This is a genomic window from Microbacterium sp. M28 (assembly GCF_025836995.1).
Taxonomy (GTDB): Bacteria; Actinomycetota; Actinomycetes; order Actinomycetales; family Microbacteriaceae; genus Microbacterium.
The window spans coordinates 457,495-476,340 of the sequence record NZ_CP107546.1 but is presented as its reverse complement, the minus strand read 5'-3'; the positions used below and the strand labels follow the sequence as shown (position 1 = coordinate 476,340).

Here is an 18,846-nt window from a genome sequence, read left to right as displayed (position 1 = left end):
ACTGCCCTCTCGGCATCCCGCCCCGCGGAGAAGGAGCCCGTCATGACCGAACCGCTGCGCCTCGACGCCACCGGCCGAGCCCGCGACGAGCGGCGCCCTCGGATGGCGAACGCCGTCGACCATCGCGAAGGTCTCGGCCTGACCAGCCGTGCACTGCTGCGCGACGGCATACCGTGGATGCCGGTGTCCGGCGAGATGCACTACAGCCGAGTGCCGCGCGAGCGATGGACCGAACGGCTGCGACTCATGCGCGCCGGCGGTATCACGGTCGTGTCGACGTACGTGCTGTGGCTGCACCACGAACCCGTACGAGGCGAGGCGTCGTTCGACGGGAACCTCGACGTCGGCGCGTTCCTCGATGCGGCACGCGACGAGGGCCTCGAGGTCGTGCTGCGCATCGGCCCGTGGGCGCACGGCGAGGCGCGCAACGGCGGCTTCCCCGACTGGGTGCAGGCGGCGGATGTGCGCCACCGCACGGACGACCCCGCGTATCTCGCGCTCGTGGCTGAGTGGTTCCGGCGGCTCGGTGCTGCGCTGGACGGGAGGGCGAGACCCGACCGCCTGCTCGGCATCCAGCTCGACAACGAGCTCTACGACCAACCGGGACACCTGGTGACGCTCAAGCGCCTCGCGCGCGAAGCCGGCCTGTCCGCGCCGCTGTGGACGGCGACCGCATGGGGCGGCGCTCAGCTGCCGGACGACGAGGTGCTCCCGCTCTGGGGCGGATACGGCGACGGGTTCTGGGTGGACCCCGGCGAACCGTGGGATGACACCTTCCGTGCGCACTACTTCTTCTCCGATGAGTGGGACGACCCCGGTATCGGCGTCGACGTCCGCGGCGAGCAGGCGTCGCGCCGATCCGACGTGTCGCCGTGGTTCCCCGTCGCGACGTGCGAGCTGGCCGGCGGCATGGCCACGGCTTATCACCGCCGCCCGAAGCCCGCGGCGCTCGATGTGGCGGCCATCGCGCACGCCAAGCTCGGCAGCGGCTCGTCGTGGCAGGGCTACTACATGTACACCGGCGGCACGAACCCAGGACCCGGGCTCGAGGAGACCCAGGCGACCGGGTATCCGAACGACATGACGCGGATGAGTTACGACTTCCACGCCCCGATCGGTGAGGCGGGTCGCACCTCACCCAGCCACGCGGCGCTGCGCCTGCAGCACGCGTTCGCCGCCGCGTTCGGCGATCGATTGGCGACCGCCGAGGCCCATCTGCCCGACGTGCGCCCCGCCGACGTGCACGATGCCGAGACGCTGCGGTGGGCGGTGCGGGGCGGCTTCGTGTTCATCGGGTGGCACCAGCCGCACGTCCCGCTCGCGACGTCCGAGAGCGCGCGCTTCCAGGTCGAGACGGATGCCGGCACCATCGTCTTCCCCCGCACTCCCGTCGACGTGCCCGCAGGGACGCTCGCCCGCTGGCCGCTGGGTCTCGACGTCTCCGGGACCGAGATCGCATGGGCGACGGCATCCGCGCTGACCGTGCTGCCCGGAGACGTGCCCACGCTCGTCCTCGTCGAGGACGCCGGCATCCCGGTCGAGATCGCTCACGCCGGGACCGTGCATGCGATATCGCCAGGCGGTCCGGCGCTGCACGTCGGCGGGATCGACGTGCTCGTGCTGCCCGCCGCGGATGCCGCGCGCAGCTGGGTCGTCGAAGCCGGTGGTCGGCGCCTCCTGGTATCGGACGACGAACTCACCTGGGATGCGGCAGGCGACCTCTCGTCACGGACCGCGGACGCGGTTCCGGATGTCCGCGAATACGCGCGCGGCGGCTGGCGGACGCTCCAGTGGCAGCATGTCGAAGGAACGCCGGCGCGAGCATCGGTGTCGGTGCGCGAACGACGACCGTCCTCCATCCCGCCCGGCGACTACGGATCGCGCGCGGGTCGACAGGCGGCGCCGTCGGATGCCGAGTTCGATGCGCATGCCGCCGTGCATGCGGTCGACCTCCCTGCACAACTCGACGGCGACGCCGTGCTCACGGTGCGCTGGGCGGGCGACGTCGCCCAGGTGCGGGTGGACGGCAGAACCGCGACCGACCGGTTCTGGGACGAATCCGACCTGGTCGTCAACCTGCACGACGCCGGTGTCCGTCCATGGTCCACTGTCGAGCTGCACGTGCTCCCGCTGCGCCAGGACGCCGGTGTGCATCTGCCCGTCGACGCGGCCGATCGGCTCGCCGCGGCATCCGGGGCACTGTGCGCGGTCGACGCCGTGGAGCTGTCGCAACGGGCGCTGTGGCGCGAGATCCGCAGCTGAGCGGGTCGGTGGTGTCGGCCGCCTCAGCGCGGCGCGTGGCTCGCGCGCTCGATGAGAGCGGTCGGGATCACGCCGCCGGCGCCGGCATCCGCATCGCCCTCGATGTCCGCGACCAGCGCCTCGACGGCGCGGTGCGCGAGCGCCGTGAAGTCCTGCCGGATCGTCGTGAGCGGGGGGCGGTAGTTCGCGGCATCCGGCACGTCGTCGAACCCGATCACGGCGACGTCCTCGGGAACCCGCCTGCCGCCATCCGCGAGCGCACGCAGCAGTCCGAGTGCCATCTGGTCGTTCGCGCAGAAGATCGCGGATGCCGCGTCAAGCGCCCCGGCCGCCGCGTACCCCGAGTCGGCGGACCAGTCGCCGCGGACGACGCGCGACGGCCGGATGCCGGCAACGTCGAGCGTCTCGCGCCACCCGCGCTCGCGTTCGGCCGCCGCGAAGGAGTCCTCGGGGCCGGCCAGATGGTGCACGGTCGCGTGACCGAGTTCGAGCAGCCGCGTCGTCGCCAGCGCCGCGCCCCCGGCGTGGTCGCTGTGCACGACCCGCAGTTCCGTGTCGTCGGCCGCGTCGACGACGACCAGTCGTAGTGCCGTCGGACGTTCGGAGGCCGGCACGAGAGCGGATGCCTCGTTGAGCACGACCGCGCCGTCGACGCCCTGATCGGCGAGCCGCTGGAAGGCGCGGCTGACGCCGTCGGTGCCAGCGGCGGTGACGACGGTGAGCGCGTATCCGCGTTCCTCTGCCGCCTCGGCCGTCGCCTGCAGCATCCGGGAGTTGCCGACGGTGGCGAGCGTCGTCACGACGAGACCGATCGTCTGCGAGCGCCCGGTGCGCAGGGTGCGCGCGGCGAGATGCGGACGATAGCCGAGTTCCGCCATCGCGCGCTCGACGCGGGAGCGCGTGGCGGGGTCCACGCGAGGGCTGTCGTTGACGACGCGCGACACCGTCTGGCCGGAGACCCCGGCGAGCGCGGCGACCTGCGCCATCGAGACCCGCGCAGACGGGCCTGAGCCCCGGCGCGATCGGATCGGGTCGTGCTCCGTCACCGGCATCCTCCGTTCACAACTCCTGAATGTTGACGTTATCACCGGCCGCAGGGTACCGTGTTGACGTGAACATGCATGAATCTGCGGAGTTGCGGACGGCGGAAATCGGCGCTGGCGTCGTCAAGCACGCGACGACGCTCGCCGATGGCCGCGAACTCATCTACTTCGACGACCCGGGGACGACGCTCGGAGCAGACCGTGCGGTCGACGCCCGCGATCTCGCCGTGCGCCCCGAAACCGCCTCGATGCGCCTCGACGTGCTGACCGGTGACTGGATCACGGTCGCCGCGAACCGTCAGAACCGCGTGATGATGCCGTCGGCCGATGCCGACCCGCTCGCACCGCAGACCCCGGCCAACCCCTCCGAGATCCCGTCTCGGTACGACGTCGCCGTGTTCGAGAACCGCTCCCCCGCATTCGGTCCGGCGCTTCCGGATGGATTCGGCGGCGTGCCGGTGGCGGCGAACCCGCCGCGCGGCCTCGACGACCTCGCGGCGCTGGGCCTCGAGCGCACCCGCACGAGCGTCGGACGCTGCGAGGTCGTGTGCTTCAGCCCTGAGCACTCCGGGTCCTTCGGCACGCAGACCGTCACGCGAGCCCGCACCGTCATCGAGGCGTGGGCGGATCGCACCGCTGCGCTGTCGCAGATCCCCGGCATCGAGCAGGTCTTCCCGTTCGAGAACCGCGGCGAGGCGATCGGCGTGACGCTGCCGCATCCGCACGGCCAGATCTACGCGTACCCCTACGTCACCCCTCGGACCACCCGCCTGCTCGACAGCATCGACCGCACCGCACCCGATCTCTTCGCACGGATCCTGGACTCCGAGCAGAAGTCCGACCGCGTGGTGCTGCAGGGCGAGCACTGGACCGCGTTCGTGCCGTTCGCCGCCCGATGGCCCCTCGAGGTGCACCTCATGCCGCACCGGCATGTCGCCGACTTCGCCGAGACGACGGAGGCCGAGCGCGACGAGCTCGCCCCGCTGTATCTGCGCCTGCTCCGCGGCGTCGACGCGCTCTACGAGACCCCGACCCCGTACATCGCCGCGTGGCACCAGGCGCCGGTGCACGTCGGCCGCGACAGCGTGCGCCTGCATCTGCAGCTGACCAGCCCGCGTCGCGCCGCCGACAAGCTGAAGTTCCTCGCCGGCAGCGAATCGGCCATGTGGGCGTGGACCGCCGAGATCCCGCCCGAGAAGTCCGCCGAGCGCCTGCGCGAGGCCGTCGCCTCGGTCGCCGACCCCGCCTCCTGACTTCCCCTGCCACACCCCACCCGAGGACACCATGAGCACCGAAGCCATCGCCCGAGAGCTGTTCACCGCGCTGACCGGCCGTGAGCCGGACGGCGTCTGGTCGGCACCGGGCCGCGTCAACCTGATCGGCGAGCACACCGACTACAACGAGGGCTTCGTGCTGCCGTTCGCGATCCCGCACCGCACGGTCGCCGCCGTCGGCATCCGCGAAGACGACCGCGTGCGGGTCACGTCGACCTTCGCCGAGGAGCCGGTCGAGGTCGCGCTCACCGAGCTCGGCGAGCTGTTCCCGACGCCGACCGGGGCTGCACCCGCTGTTCCCGAGTGGGCCGCCTACCCGCTCGGCGTCGCCTGGGCGATGCAGGAGGCCGGTGCGACCGGCGTCGGAGCAGACGTCGCGATCGCCTCGGACGTTCCCGTCGGCGCCGGCCTGTCGTCCTCGGCCGCGATCGAGGGGGCCACGGCATCCGCGCTCAACGACCTGTGGGCAGCGGGCCTCGACAGGACGGCGCTCGCGCGGATCGGCCGTCGTGCCGAGAACGAGGCCGTGGGCGCGCCGACCGGGATCATGGATCAGATGGCCACGATGATCGGCGGCGTCGACACCGCGATCTTCCTGGACTGCCGCTCGCTCGAAGCGCAGCAGGTGCCCCTGGCGGTTGCGGAGGCGGGGCTCGCGATCCTCGTGATCGACACCCGCGTCAAGCACGCCCACTCGACCGGCGGATACCGCGAGCGTCGGGACGCGTGCGAGCGCGGAGCGGCGATCATGGGCGCCTCGTCGCTGCGCGACGTGTCGGTCGATGATCTGCCCCGTGCCGCCGAGCTCATGGACGATGTGACGTTCCGGCGCGTCCGCCACGTCGTGACCGAGAACCAGCGCGTGCTCGACACCGTCGCCGTGCTGCGCGCGGACGGGCCGCGTGCGATCGGCGACCTGCTCGTCGCCTCGCACACCTCGATGCGCGACGACTTCGAGATCTCGGTCGCCGAGCTCGACACGGCCGTCGAGGCGGCGCTGTCGGCAGGCGCGCTGGGTGCCCGCATGACCGGAGGCGGCTTCGGCGGCGCGGCCATCGCGCTGATCGAAGCGGATGCCACGGAGGCCGTTTCGGCGGCCGTGAACGACGCGTTCGCGGCCGCTGAATTCGAGGCGCCGCTGCTGTTCACCGTCACGCCGGCCGCCGGAGCCCGCCGCGACGCGTGACGCGGGTGTCGCGAGTGGTCGACTCCGCGCCTGAGACAATGGACGAGGCGCGCCCGCGCCGCGGAAGGAGCACCATGAGTTGGATCGTCACCGGCGGCGCCGGGTACATCGGATCGCACGTCGTCCGCGCCCTCGCGGATGCCGGGCTCGAACCGGTCATCCTCGACGACCTCTCCAGCGGTGCGGTCTCCTTCGCTCCTGACGGGGTTCCGTTCGTCGAGGGTTCGATCCTCGATCGCGCGCTCGTCGAGACGGCCCTTCGTGATCACGACGCCGAGGGCGTCATCCACGTCGCGGGCTACAAGTACGCCGGTGTCTCGGTCCAGCGTCCGCTGCACACGTACGCGCAGAACGTCGAGGGCACGCGCATCGTCCTCGAGGCGATGGCAGCGGCCGGCGTCTCGAACATCGTGTTCTCGTCGTCCGCCGCGGTCTACGGCACCCCCGATGTCGCGCTGGTCACCGAGGACACCGCGAAGGCGCCCGCCAGCCCGTACGGTGAGTCCAAGCTCATCGGGGAGTGGCTGCTGCGCGACCAGGCGACCGCCACCGCGGCATCCGACCACCCGCTGCGGCACACGTCGCTGCGCTACTTCAACGTCGTGGGCTCCGCGGACCCGACCGTGTACGACGTCAGCCCGCACAACCTGTTCCCGATCGTGTTCGAGAAGCTGATCGCGGGCGAGACGCCGCGCATCAACGGCGATGACTACGCGACCGAGGACGGCACGAACGTCCGCGACTACGTGCACGTCGGTGACATCGCCGCGGCACACGTCGCGGCCGCGAAGCGGCTGGCCGCCGGCGATCCGATCGAGCCCGCGTACAACCTCGGCTCGGGCGATGGTCTGAGCGTCAAGCAGATCATGGATGCCATGGCCCGCGTCACCGGCATCGACTTCACTCCCGAGATCGGCCCGCGCCGCGCCGGAGACCCCGACCGGATCGTCGCCGCCGGCGATCTCGCCGCCCGCGACCTTGACTGGAAGATGCGGTACACGGTCGACGAGATGGTGCGCACCGGCTGGGACGCCCGCCGCAACGCCGGCTGAGCGTCTCGCGGGTCCGAGTCTCATGGCGCGGGGAGGGCCGCCTCCGGCGCAAGATCCCGCGTCCGGATCGGATACAGCCAGAAGCACACCCAAGCCAGCGCGGTGAACCCCATCGGGACGACCGCCAGCATGATCCGGATGCCGCCGTCCACCGCTCCCGGCTGCGCGTCGCCCAGAGCCGCATCGAATCCGCTGGCGCCCAGCACCCAGGCGGCCACGACGGCCTGCAGCACGACCGAGCCGCGCACGACGAATCCGTTCACGCCGAAGTAGACGCCCTCACGGCGATGACCGGTGCGTGCGGCATCCGCGTCGATGATCTGCGACAGCACCACCTCGAGCAGTTGCAGCAGCCCTCCGACGCCGACACCGACGGCGATGCCGACCAGCGCGGCGCCGAGCACCGTGGCGGGAAGCAGGTAGCCCAGCACGGCGAGGCCGAGCACCGCGACGGCCCAGAGCAGTGCGGTCCGCGGGGTCGTCCGCCGGACCACGGCGCTCCACAGCACGATCGCGGGGATCGCGGTGGCGAAGATCGCGCCGAGCAGGATGCTGCCCTCGCCCTCGGCCGCATGCAGCGAGTAGCGCACGTAGAACGGGATCGCCGCGAGGATCACCGCGATCGCGGTCTGCACGCACAGCGACCCCAGCACGTACGGCACGAACGCGCGGTTGCCGAACGTGTACCGCAGTTGATCGCTCCACGTCATCGAGGTCTCGGCATCAGGCACCGCGCCACGGCGTTCGATCATTCCGCCGGCGAACGACCAGATCAGCATCACGAGGCACACCGCGCCCAGCGCGATCGCCATCCCCGGCCACCCGATCGCGTCGTACAGCAGCGGCGCACCGGCCGTCCCCAGCACCATCCCGACGATCGCGAAGATCTGCCGCGGCACGTTGCCCCTGGCGCGCTCCGCGGTGGTGCGGAAGATCTCGGGGAACAGCGCCGAGATGTTCAGCACCACGACCACGAAGGCGATGTCGTACACCGCGACCACGACGAGGAACCACGCGATCAGACCAGGGGCCGACAGCGACGGCGGCATCCAGACGAGCGCGAAGGCCACGACCAACGGCACGATCCCCAGGCCGATCCAGGGCACCCGCCGACCCCATGGCGTGCGGATCCGGTCCGAGAGCGCGCCGACGACGGGGTTGAGCAGGGCGTTCAGGATGCCGTGGGCGATCATCGTCGCCGCGACCCATCCGGCCGGCACCCCCAGCTGCGCCACGTAGAAGTAGACGACGAAGGCCGAGAACGTCTGCGCCATCAGCTGCGTCGGAAACCCGGAGGCGCCAAACGCGATGGTCTGCCGCCGGCCGGGCGCATCGCCCAGGCGACGGTCCCGCAGGCGGGTGACCATGCTCATCGCCGGTACCCCCTCCTCAGCGCGGTCCGCGTTGCAGGTCCCTCAGCGCGCGCCAGCCGACGCGCACGAGGCCTTCCTCGGCGATCGTAGCGGCGATGATCGGGTCAGTGAGCAGTCTGCGCTCGTATCCGCGCTTGGCCGCGCTGAAGTCGACGACCGAGCGCAGTTCCTGGTCGTCGACCATCGGATGCAGGAAGATCTCCGTGACGCCGGCGGGGACCGCCCGCAGCAGTGCGACGAACCCGTCGCGCACCCGCTCGTAGGTCTCCTCGTGCGGCGTCCCCTCCTGCGCCAGAGCGAAGGGATGCGTCCACGTGCGGTCCGGCAGCAGGATGCCGAGGGCATCCGCCGCGGCGGCGGCGCGGTCCAGCAGGGGCTGCAGCGCGGGGTCCAGCTCCGGCCCGTCGGCCACCCGCGGCAGTCGGAACGGGAGCCCGTGCCGCGCGGCCAGCGCGAACACCTCGCCGAGGAAGTCCCGGCCGGTCTCCAGCCCGTAGACCGAACCCATGTGGTTGTCGAGGTGGGTCACGTCCACGCCGGCATCCGACGCGGCCTGCAGCTGCGCGGCGAGCTCGGCTGCGACGTCTGCGGCATCCGCGTGCTCTTCGACCGCACGCGCCTCCGCCGGGAAGTGACCCGACGCATCGACGAGCGAGCTCGCGCTGCCGGTCAGCGGCCGCCACCGATAGTCGCTCCATTCGCTCGTGAGGACGAGATGCACCCCGATGTCGAGATCCGTGCGCCGCGTCGCGAAGGCGAGCGCCTCCGGCGCCCACGCGCACGGCATCATGATCGTCGTCGAGTCGAGGCGACCCGAATCGAGCAGGTCCATGATCGCGGTGTTGGCCGCGTGGCACATGCCGAAGTCGTCGGCGTTGAGGATGATCGCCCGTGCGCCGTCCGGCATCCCGAGGCGGGCGGTGAGATCCGAAGCCGTCGTCATCACCGCGTCCGATCCGAACCGGTGAGGATGCCGGTGAGGAGCATCTCGCGCAGCCCCGCCGTCGCCTCGCCGACGGCGCCGGTCAGCGTCGCCTCGCGTCCGAACGACGACACCAGGAAGGTCAGCGGCAGAAGGTGCTCGACCTCGTCGGCTGCCTGGCGGATGGCTTCGGAGAAGACCGGATGCGCGGCATCGCCCGCCAGGATGTACGCCGCAGGATCGATCACGAGCGTGATGCTTCCGGCGACGAGCACCACGCGCCTGGCGAGCTCGGCAGTCATCTCGATCGCGGATGCCTCACCCTCGAGCGCCGCGTCGAGATGGCTCCGCAGCGGGAGGTTCGGGTCGCGGCCGTTCGTCGCCGCGAGATCGGCGACGACGACCTCGTTCAGCACGGGGGCGCCGACCGGCAGCGAGGGCTGCGGCAGGTACATGACCTCGCCGGCGATGCCACCGGCACCGCGCTGCAGGGTGCCGTCGATCACGATGCCCGCGCCGAGGCCGTCGTCGACGGAGAGCAGGGCGAAGCTGTCGAGACCGGTCGCCACCGTACCGGACAGTTCGGCCATCGCGGCGAGATTGACGTCGTTCTCGAGACGGACCTCGCACCCCAGCCTGGCCTGCAGCGCGGATCGGAACGCGCCGCCGTCCGGGCCCTGGTCGTCGCGGATGCCGCCGTCCCTGCTGACGATGCCCGGCACTCCGACGACCGCGAGTCGCAACGGGCCCGCCGACGGCATAAGCACCGCGGTCAGCAGTTCTGTGAGGGTGTCGACCCGCTCGGTCAGGTCGCCGGACGGGTCGAAGGAGCTGCGGCGCTCCGCGAGAACGCGACCGGTCGGATCCAGGGTCGCCGCGTTGGCCGAGCGGTGGTCGATGTGCACCGCGACGGCGCACCCGAGCCCTGGGTGCAAGGCGACCCGCCCTGCTGCCGGGCCGCGCGTGACCTTGTCCACTCCAGCGGATGCCACGGCGCCGGCGTTCTCGAGCATCCGCAGGACCTGTGTGACGGCGGTGCGCGAGAGCCCGGTCTCCCCCATCAGCTCGGCACGGGTGAGGGGGCCGCGTCGGGCCAGGGCCTCCAGGATCGCTCGTGCGTTCAGGCTTCGCAGCAGGGTCTGCGCACCGGCGGGAGGTCGTGTCACGTGGCCACCTCATGCTTCGTCGGGATCGGCGTGGTCACCAGTGTCGCACTTCTCGACACATCGTGTCCTACGGATACTCTGACTCCATGACGCGATCCAGTACCGACGCGCCCGTCGTGCACACGGCATCCGGTCCGGTCCGCGGTTTCTGGCGGGATGCCGGTGCGCCCACCGCTTCGGCGGCGTTCCTGGGCATCCCGTTCGCTCAGCCGCCGACGGGGCCCCGACGCTTCGCGGCCCCAGTACCGCCGGAGCCGTGGAGCGAGGTGCGCGACGCGACCGCCTACGGAGCGACGGCCCTGCGCCGTGATCCGGGCGGAACGCTGATCCCCGAGCCGCCGGTGGTGGGGGACGCGACGCTCAACGTGAACGTGTTCACCCCGACGGTCGAGGACGACGACGCCCTGCCCGTACTCGTGTGGATCCACGGCGGCGGCTACACGGAAGGCTCCCCGGCGAGCCCCTGGTACGACGGCAGCCGCTTCAACCGCGACGGCGTCGTCACGGTCTCGCTGTCGTACCGGTTGGGCTTCGACGGATTCGGGCACATCGACGGCGCCCCGGACAACCGTGGCGTGCGGGACTGGATCGCCGGACTCGAGTGGGTGCGCGCGAACATCGCGGCGTTCGGCGGTGACCCGGAACGGGTGACGATCGCCGGCCAGTCCGCCGGCGGAGGCGCCGTGCTGACGCTGCTGAGCATGCCGTCGGCGCAGCACCTGTTCCATGGCGCGCTGGCCGTGTCCGCCGCGCTCGCCGACATCCCGGCGGACGTCGCGCGCGCCAGGGGCGAACGGCTGGCCGGCGTCCTCGAGATCGCGCCGACGCTCGAGGGCTTCCGCTCCGTGTCGGAGTCGCGGATCCTCAAGAATCAGTCCAAGGCGGTCGGCGGGCGGAAGGGGCTCGGCCTGCTCTCCGGCCTCATCGAGGACGGTCTGCCATGGGGACCGGTCATCGACGGGGAGCTCATCCCCCGCCCGACCGTCGACGCCCTGCGGGACGGAATCGGCTCCGACAAACCGCTTCTGCTCGGCGCCACGGACGACGAGTTCACGATGATCGCCGATCGTGCACCTCGCGCGCTGCGCGTGGTGCCGTCGTTCGCGCTGCTGCGGCCCGCGTTGCGCGACCGGGCGGTGCGGCGCGCATACCTGGCGGCGAACCGCCCCCAGCGCGCCAAGGGCTCGGCCGCGATGGTGGGCCGGTTCGTCACGGATCACGTGTTCCGCAGTCTGGTGGTCCGCGTCGCCGAGGCACGCAGGAACGCGGATGCCGAGACCTGGGTGTACGCGTTCAGCTGGGTGTCCCCGACCAAGGGTTGGGCGTGCCACTGCCTGGACGTCCCATTCTGGTTCGACGGCCTGGACCGCGAACGCGTCGCTGACCTCGCCGGTCCTCACCCGCCGCAGTCGCTCGCGGACGACATGCACGCGGCGGCGGTCGCGTTCGTCGGCGACGGCGCCCCCGGCTGGCCCGCGTGGCGGACCGAGCCGGGGACGGCGCGGGTGTTCGGCGGCGACGGCCTGCAGATCACGACGTCGGCCTACGACAACGCCCTCGCCCTGGTCTGAGACCTCGCCGGCATCAGCCGACGACGGCGATCTCGTTCGGCACCTCGGGCAGCTCACCCGACGCGATCTCCTCGCCCGTGTGCGGGTCGAGGGCGACGATCGTGCGGTTCGCGGAGTCCGTCACGTAGACGACGTCGCCGGTCGTGGCGATCGCGGGGTGCGGCTGCTGCCACTCGGTCGGGCTCTCCCAGGCTTCGATGGCGTCGTGGGATGCCGTGATCTCACCGGTCGCCGGATCGATGACGTGCAGGCGTCCGTCCGAGCCGATCATGACGGCGTCGCCGTCCTCGGTGCGGGTGACTCCGCGCCAGGTGTAGCTGATGCCCTCGGGCAGGGCGACCTTCTCCAGCGTCTTCGCCTCGGTGTCCACGAGCGCGAGGTTCGTCAGCAGGTAGCCCTCCGCATCCGGGTCGTCCTTGTAGTCCATCACGACCAGCGGGCTGTTCTCGGAGACGTACGCGTTGCCGATACGGCCGAACTCGTCCGGCGACGAGAGCTTGGTGATGGCTCCGTCGTGGAAGACGAGCGCGCCGTTCTCGCAGCCGAACACGACGGCCTCGTCCTGTGCCGTGCCCTCGCCGTGCACGTTGGGGCACTCGGCGCTCACGGCGATCTCCGCGCCCTCGGCGTCGACAGCGCGGATGCCGGAGCGACCGCTCGCGTCGCCGACGGTCGTGACGAAGGTCCCGTCCTCCAGCACCACGGAGACGCCGTGGTGGGCCTCGACGCCCTCGATCACCTCGGCATCCGGCAGCGCGCCGTCGACCTCGGCGAGCGCTGCGGTGTCGAAGACGGTCGTGTCGCTGGTGGCGTCGTCGTAGAGCACGGTCTTCCCGCCGTGACGGACCACGTGACCGGCGGCGCCCGCCTCGACGACGAGGTCGGTCAGCTCCGGCTCGCGCGTGTCGAGCAGCTGGAATCCTTCGGACGTCGTCACGAACACGTGACGGTCGTCGCCGGCCGGGTTCACCCGGACGAACTCCTCCGATGCGAAATCGTCGATCACCTCGAGGGTCTCGCCGTCGACGACGAGGACCCCGCCCTCGTACGCGACCGCGATGCGCGGCCCGGTGTCGGCGGCGCTGGTGCTGGTCGGCTGGTCGGCCGGGGTATCGGATGCCGGCTGGGCCGTGCATCCCGCCAGGAGAAGTGCCGCACCGGCCGCACCGGCGGCGAGGCGCACGGTTCGCTTGCGCTGTGTCATTCTGTTTCCTTTCGTCGCCCTCTCGGGCGTGTGGGTGCCCTCACGGGCGTGGGTCAGGGGCTCAAGCCCTCGGTGATGCGCGTCGTGTTGACGCGCATCATGTCCAGATACGTGTCGCCGGGCTCTCCTGGTGCGGCCAGCGACTCGGTGATGAGTTCGACGACGGCGACATCCCGGTCGGCCTCCTCCGCCAGCACCTGCACGAGCCGATCCGGTGACGACGACTCGGCGAAGATCGTTCGCACGCCCACCTGGTCGATCGCGTCGACCAGCTCCTGGAGGTCCGCGGCGCTGGGGGCCGCGAGGGTCGTCCCTCCGGGGATCGCCGCGCCGAGCAGCGTGACGTCGTAGCGGTGCGCCAGGTAGCCGAACACGTGGTGGTTGGTGACGAGCGCGCGATGTTCGGTGGGGACCGCCGCGAGCGCGGTCGCCATATCGTCATCGAGGTCGGAGAGCTCGGCGCGGTAGACATCCGCGGCGGAGCGCACCTCGTCGGCGCCGTCACCGGCGAGCTCGGCGAGTTCCGGCGCGAGGGCGTCCACGACGAGGATCATCTGGGCCGGATCCGTCCAGAAGTGGGGGTCCGGTCCTGCGCCGTCGGCGTACTCCAGCACGTCGACATGATCGCCGGCGACCACGACTTCGACCCCCTCGTCGGCCGCAGCGTCCACATGCTGGATGAGGCCTTCCTCGAGTCCGAGGCCGTTCGCCACGACGAGGTCGGCCGCCCGCATCCCGGCGGCCTGCTGGGCGGACAACTCGAAGGAGTGCGGGTCGGCGCCCGGCGCCATGAGGGTCACGACGTCGAGCCGGTCGCCCGCGATCTCGGTGACGACGTCGCCGAGGATGTTGGTGGTGACGTACACGGTCGGTCGGTCGGACGCCGCCGCACCGCAGCCGGTCACGCCGGCGAGCACACCGGCAGCAGCGACGACGACGGCGACACGGCGCAACGCGCTCATCGTCCCGTTCCCGCGAGGTGCAGTGGCGCGAATGCCGTGTCGAACGTCCTGGCGATGCGCGCGCCGTCGGCGGCGTCGATCTCCCACATCGTCTGCTCGAGCGGACCGTTGAGGTACGCCCGGTTCTGGTCGACGACGAATCGGACGGCATCGGCGGCTTCGGAGTCGGCGAGGGATGCCGCCACCAGCGACTCCGTGCGTGCGACGACTTCTCCGCCGGCGAGGACGAGCACGGCGCCGTCGGCGGTGAGCGCGAGCACGCGGCCGTCGGCGTCGTCGATCGCGACCGCGCGGACGATCGGCTCGCCGACATCCTGGAGGGTCCACGACCGCGCCCGGGTGTCGAGCACCCAGACACCCGTGCTCCCGGCGACCGCGGCCACGCGCGGTCGCCCTTCGCGCGCCGCGAACGCCGTGGCCGCCGGCGTCGCACCGTCCGGGTAGGCGATGCGCTCGACGGCGGCGGGGTCGCCGCTCGCGAACAGCACTGCGCCGTCCGCGCATCCGATGACCACTCCGACCACGGTCGTGATGGTCCCCGCGGCGCTCCCGCACGGGATGCTGTCGCCGCGAGTGCCGTCCGCCGCGACCACGCGCAGCGCACCCGTCGCGCCGCCATCGGCATCCCGTGCGGTCATGACCGCTCCGGTGGCCATCGGCACGACGAGTCCCGGGCCGTCTGCGGGGATCCGGAACGACTCCTCGAGGTGTCCTTCGGCGAGTGCGGGGGCGTCCAGGAGCACGGCTTCGTCGTCGAAGTGCACCCCGATGCCGACCTCGCCGGTGACGACGGTCGGCGTGCCCTGTCCGGAGATCTCGCCGAGTTCCTTGGCCGGAGCCTCGTAATAGTGGAAGTGATCGATGTGGCTCCACGTCCACACGCCACTGTCGATGACCGTGACCGACCCGTCGCGGATGCCGAACAGGTACCGCCCGTCGGTGACGACCTCGTCCACCGGGTCGATCTCGGCCAGCACGGATGTCTCCTCGTCGAGGAGGTCGAGGTGACGCACAGTGCCCTCGGCGTCGATCGTCGTGAGGTGCAGGGCCGGCTCCGCCAGTTCGTGGGCCCCCTCGATCTGACCGTGCCCGTCACCCTCAGCGGCTGTCGAGGACGTCGGTTCCGGCGCGGCAGGAGCTGTGCATCCCGAGAGCGCGAGCAGGAGGATGCCGGATGCGGCGGCGATACGGGTTCTCATGAGGTCCTTTCCGAGACGGCGTGGCGGTGCCCGACGGTGATGAGGCGGACGAGCCGGCGAAGAGCGGCGGAGACGGCCGCGGCGAGGATGGAGACGAAAGCGATCGTCGCGCCCGCCGCGGTGCCGGCGTACCAGGAGACGAGGAGACCGACGGCGACGGCCACGGCACCGATCGCGGCGGCGAGTGCCATCGTCGTGGGGATGCGGGCCGTCCACGGGCCGGCCGCGACAGCGGGGCCCAGCAGCATTCCCACGACGAGCAGCGATCCCACCGCCTGATACGCGGCGACGACGGCGAGCGTGATGAGGGCGACCAGCAGGACGTGGGCGAGCTTCGGGCGCAACCCCAGCAGCTGCGCCTGGCGCGGGTCGACCGTGAGAGCGACGAAGGCCCGGTGTCCGAGCATGGCGACGACCAGGGTGATGACCGCGACCGACGCCAGGGTCGCGACGTCCTGCCCCGATGCGGCGAGGATGTCGCCGAACAGGATGGCCGTCGCGTCGGTGGCGAAGCTTCGCGAAGCAGAGATGATGATGACCCCGAGCGCGAGGCTGGCGACGAACAGCAACCCGATGCTCGTGTCGGCCGACAGCCGCCCCCGGCGCTGCAGGAGGCCGATGCCGACGGACATGCCGGCGGCGCTGACGGCGGCGCCGAGAATGCCGGGGATGCCGATCAGGGTCGCCACCGCGATGCCGGGGAGCATGCCGTGCGCCATGGCTTCGCCGAGGAATGCCATGCCGCGCAGCACGACCCATGTGCCGACGACGCCGCAGATCAGAGCGACGAGGACGCCCGCGAGCAGGGCGCGCTGCACGAAAGCGATGGCGAAAGGGTCGAGAAGGGTCACGAGGAGCGACTGTAGCACTTATTGAGAACGATTTTCATTTGCAATAATGAAGGGATGTCGTCCGTTCCCGTGCTCCTGCCCACTACCCTCGTGCTGTCCGTGCGCGACGTCGCCGTCGGTCATGACGGGCATCCGGCGTTACGGGGAATCGACGTGGACGCGCACGCCGGGCGGCTACTGGTCGTCTCCGGACCCAACGGATCGGGCAAGTCGACGCTGCTGAGCGTGGCTGCCGGACTCCTCACACCGCAGAGCGGAACGGTCGAGGTCCGTCCTGGGACGCGAACGGCTCTCGTGCCGCAGTCGACGCCGTTGCCGGCGCACCTGCCGTTGACCGTGTTCGACCTCGTCGCGATGGGGACCTGGGCCCGATTGGGCTTCTGGCGGCCGGCGCGCAAGGCCGATCGCGCCGCGGTGACGGCTGCGATCGCGAAGGTCGGGCTCACCGGGCTGTCGCGGCGACGGATCGGCACGCTGTCCGGCGGCCAGCGTCAGCGTGCGCTGCTCGCGCAGGCGCTCGTGCAGCGTGCCGACCTCGTCCTGCTGGACGAGCCGATGGCGGCGCTGGACGCGCACTCGCGGACGGTCATCGCCGATGCGGTCGATCACCTCGTCGCGACCGGCGCGGCCGTGATCGCGGTGACGCACGACCCTGGGGAGTTCCACCGGATCGACGATCGGCTCGCTCTTGAGGACGGTCGGGTCGTCGAACTGCTCAGCGAGCGAACGCGGTGATCTCGGCGGACGGCATCCGGGCGCGCATCACCTGGATCGCTTCGGGGTTGTCGTCGACGAGCACGGCATCGCGTCCGAGCGCTGCCGCGACGGCACCGGTCGTGCCGCTGCCTGCGAAGAGGTCGAGCACGCGGTCGCCCGGTCGACTGGACGCCTGCACGATCCGCCGGAGGATCCCCTCCGGCTTCTGGGTCGGATAGCCGGTCTTCTCCCGCCCGGTGGTCGGCACGATCGTGTGCCACCATACATCGGTGGGCAGCTTGCCCCGCGCCGCCTTCTCGGGCGTCACGAGTCCGGGCGCCATGTATGGCTCGCGATCGACGGCATCCGAATCGAAGTAGTACGACCCAGGATCCTTCACGTACACCAGGATCGTGTCGTGCTTGGTCGGCCAGCGCTTGCGCGACTTCCCGCCGTAGTCGTACGCCCAGATGAGTTCGTTGAGGAAGCACTCGCGGCCGAACACGGCATCCATCATGACCTTGGCGTAGTGCGCTTCGCGATAGTCGAGGTGCAGGTACAGCGTGCCGTCCTCGGCGAGCAGCCGCCAGGCCTCCTCGAGCCGTGGCATGAGGAACGCGCCGTAGTCGTCGAAACGATCGTCGTAGGTGCGCAGCATCCCACGGACCCGCTCGTAGGCGTGGCCGTGGAAGCCGTGCCTGATCTCCTTCTCGGCGGCCTCGTCCTCGTCCGGTTGCTCGATGTCGAGCACCGGCTGCTCGGTGAACCGCCGAGACGTCACGACCTGCCGCTCCTGGGCTCGACCGGTGTTGAAGGGCGGGTCGAGATAGACCAGGGCGAAGGACGCCGTCGGCAGCGTCCTCGCCACGTCGAGGCTGTCTCCGTGGACGACCGACACGCTCCCCACCTCATCCGGATGCCGTGGAGCAGCGTCGGCCGAGAGGCTGCGCGTCCCGGGGTGTTCGGGAAACTCGAGCTGATCGTCGGAGGCGGGTGCGGGGATCACGGAACGCGGTGCAGCCATGCCTCGGTGGCGAACTTCGACTCGACGAGGGCCTCGGCATCCGCGTACTCGTCGGCCGTGATCGCACCGTCCTCGGCCTTGGTGAGCGAGCGGAAGGTGTCCTTGAAGCGTTCGATGATCTCGGAGCGGGAGAGCCCGGTCTGGCTGCGCAGCGGATCCACGCGCTTGGCCGCCGACGTCGTGCCCTTGTCACTGAGCTTCTCGCGGCCGATGCGCAGCACCTCGGTCATCATCTGACCGTCGATGTCGTACGACAGGGTCGCATGGTGCAGCACGCCGCCGTTGGCGAGGCGCTTCTGTGCGGCCCCGCCGATCTTGCCGGTGGGCGAGGCGATGTCGTTGAGCGGCTGGTAGGTCGCGTCGATGCCGAGCGACCGCAGCGCCTGCAGCACCCAGTCGTCGAGGAACGCGTACGAGTCGGCGAACGTCAGGCCCTGGACGAGGGATGCCGGGACGTAGAGCGAGTACGTGATGATCTGACCCGCCGCCATGAGCATCGCCCCTCCACCGGAGATGCGGCGGACAACGTCGAATCCGTGGCGGGCGGCACCCTCCGGGTCGACCTCGTTGCGGTACGACTGGAACGAGCCGATCACGACGGCGGATTCGTTCCACTCCCAGATGCGCAGGGTGGGGCGACGGCGGCCCTCGCCCACGCGGGAGGTGAGCACCTCGTCGAGAGCCAGGTTCATCCGAGGGGACACGGCCTTCTCGTGCACGATCGCCCAGTCGAAGTCCTGCCAGCCAGGGGCCGTCACGAGCGCGCGGCGGACGGCGGTTCCGACCGCTTCAGGAGTGAAGCCGAGCAGCTGGGCACCGTCCGGCAGCGCACCGCGGACCGCGGCGGCGATCGCCGTCGCATCCGATTCCGCCATCAGGCCGTTGACGGCCGCATTGATGTCGTCGAGAGCGGTGTCGGGCTCGAGGAAGAAGTCGCCGGCGAGCCGGAATCCGTCGATCCGCCCGTCCTTGACCTCGAGGTCGACGACGACGAGCTTTCCACCCGGGACCTTGTACTCACCATGCACGGTCTCAGCCTACGCCGGGCGGCGAGGAAGCGA

Annotated in this window: 16 protein-coding genes; 6 read left to right on the top strand and 10 right to left on the bottom strand. The window is 71.0% G+C overall.

The window, feature by feature from the left end; genetic code table 11:
- Positions 1-42: 42 nt before the first annotated feature.
- A complete protein-coding gene (locus OED01_RS02250; RefSeq protein ID WP_264156788.1) occupies positions 43-2,262 on the top strand; it encodes a beta-galactosidase in 2,220 nt (739 codons plus the stop codon).
- A 23-nt stretch (positions 2,263-2,285) separates the two neighbouring features.
- Here the strand turns inward: OED01_RS02250 and OED01_RS02245 are convergent, their stop codons facing one another.
- Positions 2,286-3,248, bottom strand: a complete 963-nt coding sequence (locus OED01_RS02245; RefSeq protein ID WP_264157901.1) for a LacI family DNA-binding transcriptional regulator — start codon at positions 3,246-3,248, stop codon at positions 2,286-2,288.
- A gap of 131 nt (positions 3,249-3,379) precedes the next feature.
- On the opposite strand from OED01_RS02245, the gene galT reads away from it, so the two are divergent.
- From galT to galE, 3 genes are all read left to right on the top strand, one after another.
- Positions 3,380-4,558: a galactose-1-phosphate uridylyltransferase gene (galT, locus tag OED01_RS02240; RefSeq protein ID WP_264157900.1), complete on the top strand. Its 1,179-nt coding sequence runs from the start codon at positions 3,380-3,382 to the stop codon at positions 4,556-4,558.
- 31 nt (positions 4,559-4,589) lie between these two features.
- A complete protein-coding gene (gene galK, locus OED01_RS02235) occupies positions 4,590-5,765 on the top strand; it encodes a galactokinase (RefSeq protein ID WP_264156787.1) in 1,176 nt (391 codons plus the stop codon).
- 74 nt (positions 5,766-5,839) lie between these two features.
- Entirely contained in the window at positions 5,840-6,817 is a 978-nt protein-coding gene (gene galE, locus OED01_RS02230; RefSeq protein WP_264156786.1) for a UDP-glucose 4-epimerase GalE, read from the top strand.
- Positions 6,818-6,837: 20 nt separating this feature from the next.
- On the opposite strand, the gene OED01_RS02225 is transcribed toward galE, so the two are convergent.
- Genes OED01_RS02225 through OED01_RS02215 form a run of 3 tightly spaced genes read right to left on the bottom strand, consistent with a single transcriptional unit; the run spans position 6,838 to position 10,278 of the window.
- Positions 6,838-8,190, bottom strand: a complete 1,353-nt coding sequence (locus OED01_RS02225) for an MFS transporter (RefSeq protein WP_264156785.1) — start codon at positions 8,188-8,190, stop codon at positions 6,838-6,840.
- A gap of 16 nt (positions 8,191-8,206) precedes the next feature.
- On the bottom strand, positions 8,207-9,133 hold the full coding sequence (locus tag OED01_RS02220) for a ChbG/HpnK family deacetylase (RefSeq protein ID WP_264156784.1): 927 nt from the start codon (positions 9,131-9,133) through the stop codon (positions 8,207-8,209).
- Positions 9,133-10,278, bottom strand: a complete 1,146-nt coding sequence (locus tag OED01_RS02215; protein ID WP_264156783.1) for an ROK family transcriptional regulator — start codon at positions 10,276-10,278, stop codon at positions 9,133-9,135. Before OED01_RS02215 ends, OED01_RS02220 begins: the two co-directional genes overlap by 1 nt.
- An 86-nt stretch (positions 10,279-10,364) precedes the next feature.
- Here OED01_RS02215 and OED01_RS02210 point away from each other — a divergent pair, with 86 nt between their 5' ends.
- Positions 10,365-11,849 carry a carboxylesterase/lipase family protein gene (locus tag OED01_RS02210; RefSeq protein WP_264156782.1) on the top strand — a complete coding sequence of 495 codons (1,485 nt, stop codon included), beginning with the start codon at positions 10,365-10,367 and terminating at the stop codon, positions 11,847-11,849.
- 13 nt (positions 11,850-11,862) lie between these two features.
- On the opposite strand, the gene aztD is transcribed toward OED01_RS02210, so the two are convergent.
- From aztD to aztB, 4 genes are read right to left on the bottom strand one after another with little or no spacing between them, the layout of a single operon-like run.
- Entirely contained in the window at positions 11,863-13,053 is a 1,191-nt protein-coding gene (gene aztD / locus OED01_RS02205) for a zinc metallochaperone AztD (RefSeq protein WP_264156781.1), read from the bottom strand.
- Between the two features lie 53 nt (positions 13,054-13,106).
- Positions 13,107-14,015, bottom strand: a complete 909-nt coding sequence (locus OED01_RS02200) for a metal ABC transporter substrate-binding protein (RefSeq protein WP_264156780.1) — start codon at positions 14,013-14,015, stop codon at positions 13,107-13,109.
- Positions 14,012-15,214 carry a hypothetical protein gene (locus tag OED01_RS02195; protein WP_264156779.1) on the bottom strand — a complete coding sequence of 401 codons (1,203 nt, stop codon included), beginning with the start codon at positions 15,212-15,214 and terminating at the stop codon, positions 14,012-14,014. The genes OED01_RS02200 and OED01_RS02195 overlap by 4 nt, the downstream gene beginning before the upstream one ends.
- Positions 15,211-16,065, bottom strand: a complete 855-nt coding sequence (aztB, locus tag OED01_RS02190; RefSeq protein ID WP_264156778.1) for a zinc ABC transporter permease AztB — start codon at positions 16,063-16,065, stop codon at positions 15,211-15,213. The genes OED01_RS02195 and aztB overlap by 4 nt, the downstream gene beginning before the upstream one ends.
- A gap of 54 nt (positions 16,066-16,119) precedes the next feature.
- Here aztB and aztA point away from each other — a divergent pair, with 54 nt between their 5' ends.
- Positions 16,120-16,800, top strand: coding sequence for a zinc ABC transporter ATP-binding protein AztA (gene aztA / locus OED01_RS02185; protein WP_264156777.1), 681 nt, complete (start codon positions 16,120-16,122; stop codon positions 16,798-16,800).
- Here the strand turns inward: aztA and OED01_RS02180 are convergent.
- Together OED01_RS02180 and OED01_RS02175 are read right to left on the bottom strand one after the other, a co-directional pair.
- Positions 16,781-17,785 (bottom strand): DNA-methyltransferase, encoded by a 1,005-nt coding sequence (locus OED01_RS02180; RefSeq protein WP_264156776.1) that lies wholly within the window; start codon positions 17,783-17,785, stop codon positions 16,781-16,783. The two genes, aztA and OED01_RS02180, sit on opposite strands and share 20 nt — an antisense overlap.
- A complete protein-coding gene (locus OED01_RS02175; protein ID WP_264156775.1) occupies positions 17,764-18,813 on the bottom strand; it encodes a lipoate--protein ligase family protein in 1,050 nt (349 codons plus the stop codon). Before OED01_RS02175 ends, OED01_RS02180 begins: the two co-directional genes overlap by 22 nt.
- Positions 18,814-18,846: the final 33 nt, after the last annotated feature.